Origin of the sequence: Herbaspirillum sp. WGmk3 (assembly GCF_023952535.1) — a bacterium.
Classification (GTDB): domain Bacteria; phylum Pseudomonadota; class Gammaproteobacteria; order Burkholderiales; family Burkholderiaceae_D; genus Herbaspirillum; species Herbaspirillum huttiense.
This window is the reverse complement of record NZ_JAKYWT010000002.1, coordinates 333,466-349,753: the sequence shown is the minus strand read 5'-3', so window position 1 is coordinate 349,753 and position 16,288 is coordinate 333,466. Positions and strand designations below refer to the sequence as shown.

Below are 16,288 nucleotides of genomic sequence, written 5' to 3'. Positions count from 1 at the left end.
CCCTGCGCCCCTACGCATTCACGGGCTGCGGCTGGGAGAGCGGATCAAAGTCGATCCAGTCGCCCGCGCGGATGTTGCCCTCGGCGCGTTCCAGATCGCTGCCGTCCACGCCTTGCAGCAGGCGGATGACCTGCAGGCTTTGGGGCTCGTCCTCCACGTCGACTGCCACCAGCATCCCAGCCAGACGCCGTGGCGGTGTGACCTCATCGGTCGCGGCCAGGCTGCCGACCAATCCACCGAGATGGCCGCCGACCAGGCCGCCCAAGGCGGGGCCAAGCGGGCCAGTTACTGGGGCGGTGGCCAGACCGGCAGCCGCTCCCGCACCGGCACCCGCTGCAACACCGACGGCGGCGCCGCGGTCGGTATCTTCGGCACCTGGTGATTTGTCGCGATCGCCGCCGACTGCAAAGCGGTCATGCTGGCCCGCCGGGTTGACGAAGAAACTGCTGATCCGCTCGCGCGCAAAGCCGGCGTCTTCCAGCACCGAGACCGCGTGCGCGGCGTCTTCCTGCAAATCGAAACGGGCGGCGATGATGGTGCTCATGGTTTCTCCTGCGCAAGGACGGGCAGCGCGGCTCAATCATTCTGATCGGACCAGGCGCTGCGATAACGGCGAATCAGGGCGTTGGTGGAACTGTCATGGTGCAGTGGCTCTGCAGGATCGAGCAGCTGGCGCGCGGTACGTTTGGCCAACTGCTTGCCCAACTCGACGCCCCACTGATCGAAGGAATCGATGTTCCAGATCACGCCCTGAGTAAAGACGCTGTGCTCGCACAAGGCCACCAGCGTCCCCAGGCTGTGGGGCGTGAGCCGCTCGACCAGCATGCTGTTGCTGGGACGGTTGCCAGGGAAGACGCGATGCGGCGTCAAGGATTCCGGCGTGCCCTCTTCCCGCACCCGCTGCGCATTCTTGCCGAAGGCCAGCGCCTCGGCCTGGGCAAACATGTTGGCCATCAGCAGCGCATGGTGGTCGCCAAGTGCTTCCACCGGCTGGCAGAAGCCGATGAAATCGCAGGGAATCATCTGCGTGCCCTGGTGCAGCAACTGGTAGAAGGAATGCTGGCCATTGATGCCATTGTCACCCCAGTAAACCGGCGAAGTCTGGTAGTCTACGGCATCGCCCTGCAGGTTCACCTGCTTGCCGTTGCTCTCCATGGTCAGCTGCTGCAGGTAGGCTGGCAGGCGCTTCAGGTACTGGCTGTAAGGCAGCACCGCCTGACTCGTGGCACCGAAGAAATTGGTGTACCAGACGGTGAGCATGCCGAGGATGGCCGGCACGTTGGCTTCCAGCGGGGCGGTACGGAAATGTTCATCCATGGCATGGAAGCCGGCCAGCATCTCGCGGAAATGTTCAGGCCCGATGGCGATCATGGTGGACAGGCCGATGGCACTGGTCATCGAATAGCGGCCGCCGACCCAATCCCAGAAACCGAACATGTTCTGCGGATCGATACCGAAGCGGCTGGCCTCCTCGATGTTGGTCGTCACCCCGACGAAATGACGGGCCACCGCCGCTTCCTCGCCCAACTGCCGCACCAGCCAGTCGCGCGCCGCGCGCGCATTGGTGGTGGTTTCGAGCGTGGTGAAGGTTTTGGAACAAACGATGAAGAGCGTCTCCTCGGCGGGCAGGTGGCGCACCGTTTCCAGCAGCGCGGCACCGTCCACGTCCGAGAGGAAGTGAAGAGACAGGTCCGGTTGCGCATAGGGACGCAATGCCTCGTACGCCATCATCGGGCCGAGGTCGGAGCCGCCGATGCCGATGTTGACGACGTGGCGAATGCGACGGCCGGTGTGGCCTGTCCATGCGCCGCTGCGGACCTGTTCGGCGAAGGCCTCCATGCGGGAGAGCACCTCTTGCACCGATGCGATCACGTCCTCGCCTTCGACCACCAGGCGTGCGTCGGCAGGCATGCGCAGGGCCGTGTGCAAGACCGAGCGCTGCTCGGTGGCATTGATGCGGTCACCGCGGAACATGGCCTCGATGCGATCCTGCAGGTCGCACTGGCGCGCCAGGTTCATCAGGAGGGTCATGGTCTCGGTGGTGACCAGGTTTTTGGAATAGTCGAGATAGATGCCGGCGGCTTCGGCCACCAGTTTTTCACCGCGTTTGTCATCGGCAGCGAAGAGACGCTCCAGCCGGAAATGGCGGGCGCTGTATTGATGGTGTTCCTGCAGGGCGATCCAGGCGCTCTTCTCGGTCAGCGACTGGCGCTGGCCATAGGTGAACAGCGGCAGCTGCAGATCGGCGGCGGGCAACTTGGTCATGCGCAAACTCCTTGTACAACATGGCGGGGCCGGCGGAGATGCCGGTATCGCGTCATGGTAGTGGCCGGAGACAAATGCACGACATCGGACGGCGGAACATTTCCATGTAGGAAAAGAGGAAGTCATGCGTGACGACGCACACAAGCACAGCGCCATGCGTGAAACTCAGAGCCCCCGAACAATCGGTTGTTCGGGGGCTCTTCACGCTACGGCTCAATTCACACGCAACGCCAGCAATTCCACCGGCAGGCTGCCCAGAATGTCAGCCACCACAATGCTGCCGCCGCGTTCGCCATCAGGCATGGCGCACTCCTCCAGCTCACCCTGGCCACTGGTGAGCACGCTGCGCCAACGGCGCATGCCGCCGCCAGCATGCGACAGGACCTGCGGAATGGCGATGCGCGTATCGCCCCAGGACTCGGCGGAGACCAGCGGCAAAGCCTCTTCGCGGCGTCCCTCGAAGGACAGCAGATGACCGGCCAGGCGCGTGCAGATCACCAATGTTGCCTCAAGCGCGTGCTCGTCCCCTTCCTGCACCGGCAATAGCCGGGCAAAGGCAATCACGTGCCGCGCCAGCTTGCCGTGGGTGGTCAACGGAACATAAGCACCCTGCGCAAACAAGAGCGCATGATCGCGCCGGTACTGCAGCGCCGCGTGAATCAATTGCTGCTTGGCGCTGCCGCTCTGCCAGTCGCGCAGCGACACCGGGCGGCTGACGGCGTCGGCCAGACGCCGTTCACGCAAGGCGAAATCCACCGGACGACGATTGTCGGGATCGACCATGCTCAGATCCCACAGCTCGCTGCCCTGGTAGAAATCCGGTACGCCCGGCGAGGTCAGCTTGAGCATCGTCTGCGACAGGCTGTTGACCGTGCCCAGCGGTGCCAGCCGGCGCACGAAATCTTCCAGCTCGGTGAGGAAAGGATGATGGCGCGGATCGAGTCCCGGATCACACAGCAGCGCGCGCGTAAAGCGCTCGCAGGCCGCCTCGTAGTCAGTCTGCGGCACCACCCAGTCGCTGCGGCGCTTGGCTTCGCGCAAGGCCTTGCGTTGCCAGGCGATCACGCGCTCGGCCAGCTCGCCCAGTGCACTCAAGTCATCGTCACCGGCACGCATGCCGTCGGGCCAGGCACCGACCAATGTCTGGTACAGCATGCATTCATCGACTGCATCGATGCCGCCCTGCTGGCCCGCCGTCGCCGCCACGATGGGCGCGTTCAATTGATGCCAGTGACGCAGCACCGTGGACCATTCCTCGGCAATTTCGGAGAGCGCAGCCAGCCGCATGCGGGCATCCTCCCCGCGCTTGTGATCGTGGGTGCCGGTGGCCAGCAGGCTGCCCGGCGTCTGCTCGGCGCGTCTGGCCGCGAGCCGGTGGAAGTGCGACACCGACAGTGACAGATGGGCCGGCTCGGCACCGACTTCATTGCGCGAGAGCAGTCGGCCAAAGCGATAGAAGGCCGTGTCCTCCATCGACTTGGCCGTCAGCGGTGGCGTCAGTTGCTGGAATCGCGCTATGGCACGCAGCTGCAGGGCGCGGCGATGCGCATCGCGACTGTCCAGCAACAGGTCCCCGCCCAGCCAGCCTTCCACCACATGCAGCGTGGCATGGTCGGCCGCATGCAGCGTGGCCTCGGCCTTCTGCACGGTGCTGGCCAGCAGCTCGCGCTCTCCGGCAGGCATGCCCTGCGCGTTGGCGTAGGTACGGTAGACCGGGAAATGCACCAGCAGCTCGGCCACCGCACGGCGGATGGACATGAGCGTCAGGTCGCGCGTCTGCGTGGCGCTGCGCGCCAGCTGGTGCAGGCACAGCGTCAGGGCATTGAATTCCGCAGCAAAATTGCGGACCAGGAAGCTGCGCCGCGCCTCCTGCACGATGGTCGGGAAATGGCACAACTCGCCCGGACCGTGGCTCTGCAGCTGATCGGCCGTCACCGGCAATTCGCCGACGATGTCGCGCCAGAGTTCGTCCAGCACCGGCTCGCCTTCGCCATCGTGCAGCACCGCTGCGCATTGGTCCATGAACTCGTAACCGGTGGTGCCGTCGAGTTGCCAACCGGGTGGCAGGCTTTCGTCGCCGGCCAGAATCTTCTCGGCGATCAGATAGGGTTCGTGACCGGGGCGCAGCGATCGCAGGCGCTCACGCAGACGCAGGCAATAGGTAGCAGGATCGGTCGGGCCATCGATATGGTCCAGCCGCAAGCCATCGATGATGCCCTCGGCATAAAGCCGGAAGATCTCGGCATGCATGGCTTCGAAGACGTCTTCGCGCTCCACGCGCATGCCCACCAGTTCGCTCACTTCGAAGAAGCGCCGCCAGTTGATCTCATCGGCGGCATTGCGCCAGTACGCCAGACGATAGTGCTGACGCTCCAGCAATTGATGCATGGCACTGCGGCCATGCGGCTGGCTGGCCGAGAACGCAGCAAGCGCGGCGTCGATGTCGCCCAGCGCCTCGGGATCCGCGGCCAGGGTGCGCAATTGCGCGCGGGCGGAATCGGCGCGGCCATCCTTGTTCTCCTGCGCGGGATCGATGGCGGCAAAGGCAGCGATCACATCCTTGAGCCGCGCACTGCCTGCCGTTTCCAGTACGGCGGCGTAATCCGTCGGAGTGAGCGGGAACACATTGTCGTGATGGGCAATCTGCAGCTCGCCGTGCTCGGCGTCAAAGCGCAACACCAGCTCGCCCGCCTCCAGCGCTTCCGCGTAGGGTTGCCCCAGGAAAGGCAGCAGGACCTTGCCGCTCAGGGCCGGATCGGGGCTGTCCCAATGGATGTCGAACCATTCGGCGTGGCGGCTGTGGCGGCCCCAGCGCAGCACGTCCTGCCACCAAGCATTGTGATGGCCCACGGCCATGTGGTTGGGCACGATGTCGACCACGATGCCCATGCCCTGTGCGTGCAAGCGCTGGTGCAAGTGGCGCAATCCGGCTTCGCCGCCCAGTTCGGGATTGATGCGAGTGGCATCCACCACATCATAGCCATGGGTGGAACCGGGGCGCGCCACCAGAATGGGAGAAAGATAGAAGTGGCTGATGCCCAGGCGGTGGTAGTAGTCCACCGTCGCGGCCGCCTGCTCGAAACGGAAATCACGGTGCAGCTGCAGCCGCGCGGTGGCGCGCGGGATGCTGCTGTGCGCCGCAGGGTCTGGCGATACGGAAGGGGCTGGCATCAAATCTCCTTGGCGGTGCCGCCGCGCACGCGGCGCAGGCGCTCCAGCCTGGCCTTGGCTGCGTAGGCGGAAAACAGTTGCGGCGTGTCTTCCGGCAAACGGCGACGCCAGTTGGGGTGAGGCTCGGTCATGCCGGGCAGATTGGGTTGCTGGGTCAGGCCGAGGATGTCTTCCACCGGCACCACGGCCAGCGAGGCGGGCGTGGCGGCGACGTAATCCAGTGCGGCATCGACCACCATGGCACAGTCGTCCAGCGCAACGGGCAAGGCGGACTCTTCGTCGCCTTCCTTGAGGGCCGGCGCAGCTTCGGGCAGCGGGCCGCTCGCGCAGCCCTGCTGCACCAGTCCTTGCCAGAGCTGGCTGCGCTCTTCACGGCGCTGCTCACGGGCGGCCGGCAAGCCGTCCTCCAGTTGGCCGAGACGCTCGCGCCAGGCCAGATCGGCACCGGACCACCAACCGGCCACCGTCGGCAGGTCGTGCGTGGTCGTCACGGCAATGGCCTGACGCGACCAGTCCGAGGGCGGCAGGAAACCCGTCTTCTCACGCTGGAACCAGAGCACGCGAATACCGGAGACACCCGCCTCATCCAGCACGGTATCGAAGCCGGGCGGCACGGTGCCCAGGTCCTCGCCGATGACGATGGTCCGATAGCGCCAGGACTCCAACGCAATCAGGCGCAGCATGTCCTGCTGGGGGAAGGATACATAGGCCCCGGCATCAGCCTCTCTCCCCTGCGGCACCAACCACAGGCGGTTCAAGCCGAGCACGTGGTCGATGCGGACCCCGCCGCCCTGCGCGAAGGTCGCACGCAACATGGACAGGTAAGCACGATAGCCGGTGCTGCGCAGGGCCAGTGGCGAAAATGCGCCCAGCCCCCAGTTCTGGCCCTGCGGGGCCAGGCGATCCGGTGGCGCGCCGACGGTCAGGCCGGCGGCGATCTCGTCCTGATGGCTCCAGGCCTGGCTGCCGCCATTGTCGGCACCGACGGCCAGATCGGCGATGAGACCGATCGCCATGCCCGCCACGCGAGCGCTATGCTGGGCCTCTGCCAGCTGGCGTGCCGCCTGCCATTGCAGGAACAGGTGAAAGTCGATCTCGCCTGCATGTTCAACGGCGAAGGCCTGCATCTCGGGCGTATCGGGATGGCGTCCAGCCTCGCCCCATTGCCGCCAGTCGCAGCAACCGGTGACACCCTGACTGCTCAGGTGGTGGCTGTAGGCTTCGAACAAGGCGTGGGCGCGCAACGCGGCACCACCCTCCAGCTGGAAGGCAGCAAAGGCCGCCTGCTGCTTGGCATCGCCCGCGTGTTCGGTGCGGAACAACGCATAAAGCCGGCGCAGCAGCGTCATGCGATGCGCACCGGCGCGCGCCCAGTCGATCAGGTTGGATTGTTGCAGGCGTTCATGCGCGGCAATCATCTCCGAACCGCCCTCGGCCAGCACCTGGGCCTGGGCATCTGCACCGAGAATGCCGGCCGGATCGATCAGAAACGGATTGAGGAACAGACGGCTGGACGGCGAATACGGGCTGCTGCGGCCGGGATCGGCGGCAAACATGGCATGCACCGGCGACATCGCCAGCGCGGCTGCACCATAGCGCGCGGCCATCGGTGCCAGTTCGGCCAGCGCGCCGAAGTGGCCGATGCCGCCGTCGCCATAGACCTTGCGCGCCTCCTTGAGGCTGTCGCTGCGCAAGCCATAGACCTGCGCAGCCAGCGCCCAGCCGCGCTCGCGTCCCTGCTCGGCCAGTGCATCGGCAATGGTGTAGCAACGCGGCGGTGCGATGGCCAGCGTCAGGATGTGACCTGCCACCAGCAGGCGGTGATAGCCCGGGACATCAATAGGCGGCAAGGTCGGCGGCGCGTTCAGATCGGAGGAGATCAGCAGGGTCAGGCGGGCACCGTTGTCCAGCTCCACGCGGCAGGACAGTCCATGCAAGCGCGAATGCGCAGGCAGTGCAACCGGCTGATGCTGTACGCCCGTCAACAGCGGAGGCAGGTAGCCTACCGCGTGCTCGCGGTCGAGCTGCGCCAGGCTGTCACGGCAGTCGCTGGCCGTAGCGCAGGGCAGGCCCAGCGCTTCCAGGATCGCCTGCAAAGCCTCATCGGCGACGACCTGCGGCTGGTCGTAAGCGTCGATCCAGTGGACGGCAATGCCGGCACGTTCTGCCAAACGATATAAATCGTTTTCAGACGAGGACGAATTCACCGGGGCAATGAGTTCGGGGGCCGCTGACGCAGCCGGCTGGCGCAGGGCGGCGTTCATTCTGCGCTCCCGGCCTCGGCGGCGGCCGGAGGTTCGCGCAGTGCCAGGATGGCATGGCCCGGGAAGCTGCCGGCGGCCAGCGCCTCCAGTGCGCCGCCACTGTCGAAGAGCGCGTCGGCGCCGGCCGGCCGGGCCAGATCGTCCAAGGCTTCCTGCAGCGGCGCTTCGTCGAGATTGACCGTGATGTTGAGGACGCTGCCATTGGCCAGTTGCCAGCGCGCGTGCACGGCCTTGGGACCGATGGCGCGCGCCTCCAGCGACTTGGCTCCACGCAGGTAAGGCACGATGTGCAGCTTGCGGATGTGCAGCAGTTCGGCGACGCGCCGCAGGCAAGCCGCCGAACCGGGTGCCGGACCGGGCTCCGGAATGGAGGACACGAAGGTGGCAAAACTGTTGGGATCCGGAATTTGCTCCAGCAGCTTGGGATCGGCAAATTGCGGGAAGCGCGCGAACTCACGTCGACGCCCGTCCCGTACTGCCTTCACCAGTTCTTCGTCGCGATGGCTGGTGAAATACAGGAAAGGCTGCACCGCGCAGAATTCCTCGCCCATGAACAGCATCGGCACCTGCGGTGCCAGCAGGATCAGGGCCTGTGCGGCGTGCAAGGCCAGCGGATGGGCCAGCACGGTCAGGCGCTCACCGAAGGCGCGATTGCCGATCTGGTCGTGGTTCTGCAGGAAATTGACGAAGGCCGTGGGCGGCAGGTCCACACTGGGCTCGCCACGCGGCTCACCGGAATACGGCGAGACCTCGCCCTGATAGACGAAGCCCTGTTGCAGGCAGCGCGCCAGTTTCTCGGCAGGGGCCTCGGCGTAAGCGCTGTAGTAGCCGCTGTCCTCGCCGGTCAGCAGCACGTGCAGGACGTGATGGGCATCATCATTCCACTGCGCGTCGTAGACATGGCTGGAGCGCTCGCGCACCTGGCCGATCTCGGCCACTTCCGCCTCGGCCTCGACGGCAGCGGCATAGCCCAGCAGATGCGCGGCGTTGCCGTCATGCTCCAGCACCAGATGCACATGGCGTTCATTGCCGATCTCGGCGCGGACGCGCTGGCCCAGCGCCACCAGCCAGTCGGGCTCGCAGATGGCGTGCACGGCATCCAGGCGCAGGCCATCGAAACGATATTCCTGCAGCCAGTACAGCGCGTTCTGGGTAAAGAAGTCCGCCACTTCCGGCCGGCGGAAATCGATGGTCGCACCCCACAGGGTATTCATGTCATGGCGGAAGAAATCCGGCGCATAGCTGTGCAGGTAGTTGCCATCCGGCCCGAAGTGGTTGTAGACCACGTCGAGGAAGACCATCATGCCCAGTCCATGCGCAGTATCGATCAGCGCCTTGAGCTGGTCCGGCGTGCCATAGCTGGCATCGGGCGCGAACGGCAGCACGCCGTCGTAGCCCCAGTTGTGGGCCCCGGGGAATTCGGCCACCGGCATCAGTTCGATGGCGGTAATGCCCAGCTCGGCCAGTTCTGCCAGGCGCTGCTGGATGCCGGCAAAGCCGCCCATTGCGCCCGGATGCAATTCGTACAGCACGGTCTCTTCCCACGGACGCCCCTGCCAGTTCGTGTGCTGCCAGAGGAAGGCTTCCGGATCGACCACTACGCTGGGATCGAAGACATCGCCGGCCTGGCCGCGCGAGGCCGGGTCCGGTGCGCTCACTTCGCCCTGCTCGCGGGTCTGGAACACATAGCGATACAGGGTCCCCGGATCACACTCGGTCTCGAGCACGTACCACGCCGGGGAGGCCGCATCCTCGGCGCGCATCGGCAGGCGGCCACGGCCGGTGATGTCCACCGCGACCGCGTCGGCACCGGGTGCCCAGACGCGGAAGCGCACCTGGCCGGGCGCGGTGACCTGCGCGCCGCACGGCAGCTTCACGGAAAAGCGAGCACTCATGCGCGTTCTCCCCATTCGTTGCGTTTGATCCATTCATTGGCGGCCAGCGGATAGATGGCCGAAGACAAATGCAAGGGCCGGTTGGCAAACACCTGCAGAGTGTGCGCCTGGACCTGCACGGAGGCGCTGCCGTCGACCTTGACCTGGCCGCCCTCGCCTTCCGGCATGCCGGTCGGCTGGGCGCAGTCGAGCAGCAGGAAGTACTCGCCCTCGGTACGCGGGAAGCTGAATTCGATCGGCTCGTGACCGGCATTGACGAAGATCATCAGCACATCGGGCGGCACTTCCTGAGCCTCCCCCGGCCCGTCTGCAGCGGCACCGACGCCGTCATGCAGGCGTGAACTGAGCTGCTTGTGCGGCTCCAGCCGCTTGCCCGCCAGTTGCAGGGTAATGGCGCGCGCCACCGGGTTGTTCCAGTCTTCGCTGGTGACCGGTTGCGCCGATTCATCGAACCAGGCCACATCCGGCAAGCCATCGGCCACCATCTGGTTGCCATGCAGGAAGTAACTCGCTCGCAGCACGTCGAAGTCGCGCCGGATCGCCGTCACGCGGCCGACGAAGGCGGTCAGCGCGGCACCCTCTGGCGAGCGGGCCTGTTCCCAGTTGATCCAGGAAATGTCGTTGTCCTGGCAATAGGCATTGTTGTTGCCGCCCTGGCTGCGATTGAATTCGTCACCGGCCAGCAGCATCGGCGTGCCCTGCGCCAGCAGCGTGGAGGCCAGCATGGAGCGCTGCACACAGGCGCGGGTGGCCTGGATGGCGGGATCATCGGTCTCGCCTTCAGCGCCCCAGTTGTAGCTGGCGTTGTCGTTGTGGCCGTCGTTGTTGTTCTCGCCATTGGCCTCGTTGTGCTTGCCGTTGTAGCTGACCAGATCGCGCAGCGTGAAACCATCGTGCGAAGCGATGAAGTTGACCGTCGCCCAGGGCTTGCGGCGATTGTGCTCGAACAGTTCGGCCGAGCCCAACATGCGCTGGGCAAAGCCGCCGCGCATGGCTTCATCACCCTTCCAGAACTTGCGCATGTCGTCGCGGAATTTGTCATTCCACTCGCCGAAGCGCGCCGGATGATTGCCGAGCTGGTAGCCGCCGGGGCCGATATCCCATGGTTCGGAGATCAGCTTGAGTTTGGACAGGACCGGGTCCTGCAGCAGTGCGTCGAAGAAACCCGAACCCGGATCGAAGCCATGCGGCTCGCGTCCCAAGGTGGAACCCAGATCGAAACGGAAGCCGTCGATATGGAAGGACTGCGCCCAGTAGCGCAGCGAATCCATCACCATCTGCAATACACGCGGATGCGACAGATTGAGCGTATTACCGCAGCCGGTATCGTTGATGTGATAGCGCTCCTGCCCCGGCAGCAGACGGAAGTAGCTGGCATTGTCGAGGCCACGGAAAGACAGCGTGGGCCCGAGTTCGCTGCCGCAGCTGGTGTGGTTGTACACCACGTCGAGAATCACCTCGATGCCGGCGCTGTGCAGGCGGCGCACTGCCATGCGCAATTCGTTGGGATCGCCCATGGACATGTAGGACGGCTCCGGTGCGAAATACGACAGCGTGCTGTAGCCCCAGTAATTGGAGAGGCCGCGTTCGATCAGGAAGCTGTCCTGCAGGAAGGCGTGCACCGGCATCAGCTCCAGGGTGGTGACACCCAGGCGCAGCAGGTGATCGATGAAGGCCGGATCGGACAAGGCGGCGAAGGTGCCGCGCTCATGCGGCAGCAGATCCTCGCGCATCTTGGAAATGCCCTTGACGTGGGCCTCGTAGATCACCGTCTTGTTCCACGGCACCTGCGGCAGGCGATCGTGTTCCCACACGAAGGCATCATCGGTGACCATGGCCTTGGGCATGGCGGCGGCACTGTCGCGACGATCGAAGGACAGGTCGGCACGTGCCGAGTGCAGGCGATAGCCGTAGAGCGCATCGGTCCAGCGCACCTGGCCGACCAGGCGCTTGGCGTAAGGATCCAGCAGCAGCTTGTTGGGATTGAAGCGATGGCCCTTGGTCGGCTCGTAAGGACCGTGGGCACGGAAACCATAGACCAGGCCGGGCGCGGCACCGGGCAGGTAGCCGTGCCACACTTCATCGGTACATTCGGGCAGCGTGATGCGCTTGAGTTCACGCTTGCCGGAGGGGTCGAACAGGCAGAGGTCCATGCGGGTGGCATTGGCCGAGAACACCGCAAAATTGACCCCCAGGCCATCGGAAGTGGCACCGAGGGGGTAAGGCAAGCCTGGCATCAGGCGATCAGGAAAGGCGACGCTCATTATCAGGACTCTCTACGCAGGATCAGGGTGGACAGCGGGGGCAGGTTCAGTTCGATGGAAGTCGGGTGGCCATGCCAGCCGAACTCCTGCACTTGCACCTGGCCCATGTTGCCGCTGTTGCTGCCGCCATAGACGGCGGCATCGGTATTGAGCACTTCGCGCCAGATGCCATGATGGCCGGGCGCGATCGGTGGCACGCCGATACGGTAATGGGTGCGCGGTACCGGGGTCAGGTTGACCACGATCAGCACTGGCGGCCCCTCATCGGCATAGCGGAAATACGCCAGCACGCTGTTGACGCTGTCGTCGCCCACCGCCCAGGAGAAACCGTCGGCGCGGCAGTCGCGCTGGTGCAAGGCGGGCTCGCTGCGATACAGATGGTTCAGGTCGCTGACCAGCTGGCGCAACTGGCGATGGCCGGCAGGATGGTCGCCGTGTTCGTTGAGCAGGTGCCAGTAGGGGGACTTGTCATGGTCGAACTCGTCAGGCTGGCCGAACTCGCTGCCCATGAACAGCAGCTTCTTGCCGGGATGCGTCCACATGAATCCGTAATACGCACGGACGTTGGCGAAGCGGCGCCATTCGTCGCCGGGCATCTTGTTGAGCAGCGCGCGCTTGCCATGGACCACCTCATCGTGCGATATCGGCAAGATGAAGTTTTCCGAGAATCCATATAGCAAACCGAATGTCATGTCGTGATGGTGATAGCGACGGAACAGCGGGTCATGCTGCATGTAGCGCAGGGTGTCGTTCATCCAGCCCATGTTCCACTTGTAGCTGAAACCCAGGCCGTGATGGTCGGCCTCGTTGCTGACCTCGGAGGTCACGCCGGGCCAGGAGGTCGATTCCTCGGCGATCATCAGCACGCCAGGGCAGCGCTGTGCCACCACGGTATTGAGTTCGCGCAGGAAGGCCACGGCCTCCAGGTTCTCGCGGCCGCCGTGGATGTTGGGCACCCATTCGCCGGACTTGCGGCTGTAGTCGCGATACAGCATCGAGGCGACCGCATCCACACGCAGGCCGTCAACGTGGAAGTGTTCGATCCATTCAAGGGCGCTGGCGATCAGGAAGCCGCGCACTTCATTGCGGCCGAGGTTGAAGATCAGCGTATTCCAGTCCTGATGGAAACCTTCGCGCGGATCGGCGTGCTCGTACAGCGCGGTGCCGTCGAATTGCGCCAGGCCATGCTGGTCGCTGGGGAAATGCGCCGGCACCCAATCCAGCAACACGCCGATACCGGCCTGGTGGCAACGGTCGACGAAGGCCGCAAAGCGCTCCGGTTTGCCGAAGCGGGCACTGGGGGCAAACATGCTGATGGGCTGGTAGCCCCAGGAACCGCCGAAGGGGTGTTCCATCACCGGCATCAGTTCGATATGGGTGAAGCCCATGCCGACCACATAGGGGATCAGCTCATCGGCCAGCTCATCCCAACTGAGGTTGCGGTGCGCCTGTTCGGGGATACGCCGCCACGACGCAGGATGCAGCTCATAGATGGACATCGGTGCCGACAGCGACTGGCGCTGCGCGCGCTCGGCCATCCACTGCTGGTCCTGCCACAGGTAAGGACGGGCATCCGCCACGACCGAGGCGGTGGCCGGCGGGGGCTCGGTAGCGCGCGCGACGGGGTCGGCCTTGAGCGGCAGCAAGGCACCATCGCGGCCCAGGATTTCGTACTTGTAGACATCGCCGGGGCCGATGCGCGGGATGAACAGTTCCCACACGCCGGATTCGTGGCGCAGGCGCATGACGTGGCGGCGGCCGTCCCACTGGTTGAAGTCGCCGACTACCGAGACGCGCTCGGCATTCGGTGCCCACACCGCGAAACGCGTGCCGGGCACGCCGTCGATGTCCATCGGACGTGCGCCCAGGCAATCAGCCAGCTGGCGATGCCGGCCTTCGCGCAACAGGTGCAGGTCGAGCTCGCCGAGCAGGAGGCCGAAGGCATAGGGGTCTTCCGTGCTTTGTACGCTGCAGCTGCCGTCCGGGATCAACCAGTCCACTTCAAGCACATAAGGCACTTGATGGCGACGCTGGTCGAGACCGGTGGCCACACCACTGAAGAAACCGCTGGGCTGGCCATGCAGCTCGAACTGCTGCAATTCGCCCAGCAGCACACCGCTGTGACGGCAGCGCACACGCACCGCTGCCGCGCCGGGATGGAAGGCGCGGATGGCAGAAACGCCACTGGACTGGCTGGCATAGCGCGGGCCGAGCAGGCCGAAGGGCTGTGTCAGGCGGCCGGCCAGCAAGGCTTCGAGCAGGCCCTGCTCTTCAAGGGAAAGGGACAAGGCGGTTTGTTCCGGGAATTCAGGGGGATGAGAGGAATGAGAAGAAGACGGCGGCTGCGCCGAAGCGGAACCGGGCGCGGCCGAGCTGGCGTCGGAAGTCTCTTCCTGGGGCGTCGTGGACGCCCTATATGCCGTGACAGACATGCCGGACATGCACACTCCTGTTGTTGTTATCGGGGTTGATCGAAACATCGCAAAACAGCGGAATCAAAACAGCTGAATCAAAAACCGGCGCGCTGAGGGCGGCGCGCCGGCAAACACTCTCCCTGCCCGGTCCATGCGGATCGGGTAAGGATCAAAACAGAATCACAAGGGGCGCAACGCCGGCGCAATCGCCCCGGCGCCTCGTCGTTCAGGCAGCCGCCACGGCGGCCGGTACGCCGACCACGCCGGCCAGTGCCGCAGCGATGGCGGCCGCCGGACTGACCATGCGCTCCGGCTGGGCGTGCGCCTGGGCAGCAGGACGATCCACCGACAATGGACGCGGTGCGAACAACGGGCGCACCGCCATGTCGGCCACGTGCGCATAGGCGTCGATGTAGGCGCGGGTCGGGCCGGCCCAATCGCAGTCGATGCTCATGGCATTGCGCTGCACGCTCTGCCAGCGCTCGGTGTCGTTGTACAGTGCGAAGGCACGGGCCACGGCGTGCTGCATGTGGGCGGCGCTCTCGCCTTCGAACAGGACGCCGGTGGCGCGCTGTGGATCGCGATCGGCATCGCACACGGTGTCGACCAGGCCACCGACGCGCGAGCCGATGGGGATGGCACCGTAGCGCATGGCATACAGGGGAGTAAGGCCGAAAGGTTCAAAGCGGGTCGGGTGCAGCAACATGTCGCTGCCCGCATGCAGGGCGTGCGCGCGGCGCTCGTCATAGCCGATGTGGACCGCGATGCGGCCGCGATAACGCTCGGCCAGATCGAGGAAGGCGGCTTCGTAGTCGTGATCACCACAACCCAGGATCACCACCTGCAGGCGCGGATGGCGCTCCATGATGCCGGGCAGCGCTTCGATGACGACATCGGCCATCTTCTGATGCGAGATGCGCGAACCCAGGCCCATGACAGGTGCGAAGGGATCCACTGGCAAACCGAAGAGCTTTTGCAGGTCGCGCTTGCAGGCAGCCTTGCCCTTCATGTTGCCGATGCTGAAGTTGCGGGCGATGAGCGGATCATCGGCGGGATTCCACAGCTCGGCATCGATGGCATTGGGAATGGCGCGCAGATCCAGCTTGCGGAAGGAAAGAATGCCGTCCATGCCGCAGCCGAAGCGCGGGGTCATGATCTCTTCCGCGTAGTTCTTGCTGACGGTGGAGACGCAATCGGAGAAACGAATGCCGGCCTTGAGGAAGGACAGCTTGCCCCAGTATTCGACGCCGTCGCCGGTCAGCAGATGTTGGGGAATGCCGATCTGCTCGGCCGACTCCAGCGCGAAATTGCCCTGGAAAGCCAGATTGTGAATGGTCAGCATGGTGCCGATGTGATCCAGCCCGCGCAGCTTCAACAGGCAGGGAATCAGACCGGCGTGCCAGTCGTTGGCATGCACCACGTGCGGCACCGGCAGGCTGGTTTCACCGGCGCAGATGGCCACAGCGGCGTGCGACAGATCGGCGAAGCACAGCGCGTTGTCGCTGAACTCGACGCCGTCGGTATCGACGTAAGGATTGGCACCGCGCTGGCGGAAACGCGCCGTATCCAGCAGCAGCGCCGGCACGTCGGTACCGGGGATGGTGCCGCGCAGAATCCGGCCGGCACCGCCGGGCAGGCCGTGCTTCAGGCCGATCTGCACCGTGTCGCCGAGATTGCGGACCGCCTCCGGATAGGCGGGCATGAGGATGCTGGCATCGATGCCGACTTTGCGCAGCGATACGGCCAGCGCGGTAATCACGTCGGCCAGGCCACCGGTCTTGACGAGCGGTACGGCCTCTGAGCTGACTAACAGAACTCGAGCTTGCAAGATGGACCCCTAATGTGTGAAAGCACCTGAGATGGAAAGCACCCTTGGCTCGTCGCATCGCATAGGTCTTCGTCCTGGCCGTGGCTTGATCCGGGGGCCGGGGCGAAAACACGTCCTTGTTGTTGTGTTGGACTGGACAGTCTTTTGAGCGCCGATGATTACGTTATACGGATCGGCAGATCCGCTC

Annotated in this window: 8 protein-coding genes; all 8 read right to left on the bottom strand. The window is 65.0% G+C overall.

Going from position 1 to position 16,288, the window contains the following annotated elements:
* Positions 1-10: 10 nt before the first annotated feature.
* Positions 11-544: a hypothetical protein gene (locus tag MKD49_RS07630; protein ID WP_252695946.1), complete on the bottom strand. Its 534-nt coding sequence runs from the start codon at positions 542-544 to the stop codon at positions 11-13.
* 32 nt (positions 545-576) lie between these two features.
* Positions 577-2,265, bottom strand: coding sequence for a glucose-6-phosphate isomerase (pgi, locus tag MKD49_RS07625; protein ID WP_252695945.1), 1,689 nt, complete (start codon positions 2,263-2,265; stop codon positions 577-579).
* 213 nt (positions 2,266-2,478) lie between these two features.
* Positions 2,479-5,436, bottom strand: a complete 2,958-nt coding sequence (treY, locus tag MKD49_RS07620; RefSeq protein ID WP_252695944.1) for a malto-oligosyltrehalose synthase — start codon at positions 5,434-5,436, stop codon at positions 2,479-2,481.
* Positions 5,436-7,700 (bottom strand): 4-alpha-glucanotransferase, encoded by a 2,265-nt coding sequence (malQ, locus tag MKD49_RS07615; RefSeq protein ID WP_252695943.1) that lies wholly within the window; start codon positions 7,698-7,700, stop codon positions 5,436-5,438. The genes treY and malQ overlap by 1 nt, the downstream gene beginning before the upstream one ends.
* Positions 7,697-9,595 carry a malto-oligosyltrehalose trehalohydrolase gene (treZ, locus tag MKD49_RS07610; protein ID WP_252695942.1) on the bottom strand — a complete coding sequence of 633 codons (1,899 nt, stop codon included), beginning with the start codon at positions 9,593-9,595 and terminating at the stop codon, positions 7,697-7,699. The genes malQ and treZ overlap by 4 nt, the downstream gene beginning before the upstream one ends.
* On the bottom strand, positions 9,592-11,859 hold the full coding sequence (glgX, locus tag MKD49_RS07605; protein WP_252695941.1) for a glycogen debranching protein GlgX: 2,268 nt from the start codon (positions 11,857-11,859) through the stop codon (positions 9,592-9,594). Before glgX ends, treZ begins: the two co-directional genes overlap by 4 nt.
* A gap of 2 nt (positions 11,860-11,861) precedes the next feature.
* A complete protein-coding gene (glgB, locus tag MKD49_RS07600) occupies positions 11,862-14,300 on the bottom strand; it encodes a 1,4-alpha-glucan branching protein GlgB (RefSeq protein ID WP_252695940.1) in 2,439 nt (812 codons plus the stop codon).
* Positions 14,301-14,499: 199 nt separating this feature from the next.
* Positions 14,500-16,101 (bottom strand): glycogen synthase GlgA, encoded by a 1,602-nt coding sequence (gene glgA, locus MKD49_RS07595; RefSeq protein ID WP_252695939.1) that lies wholly within the window; start codon positions 16,099-16,101, stop codon positions 14,500-14,502.
* Positions 16,102-16,288 lie beyond the last annotated feature (187 nt).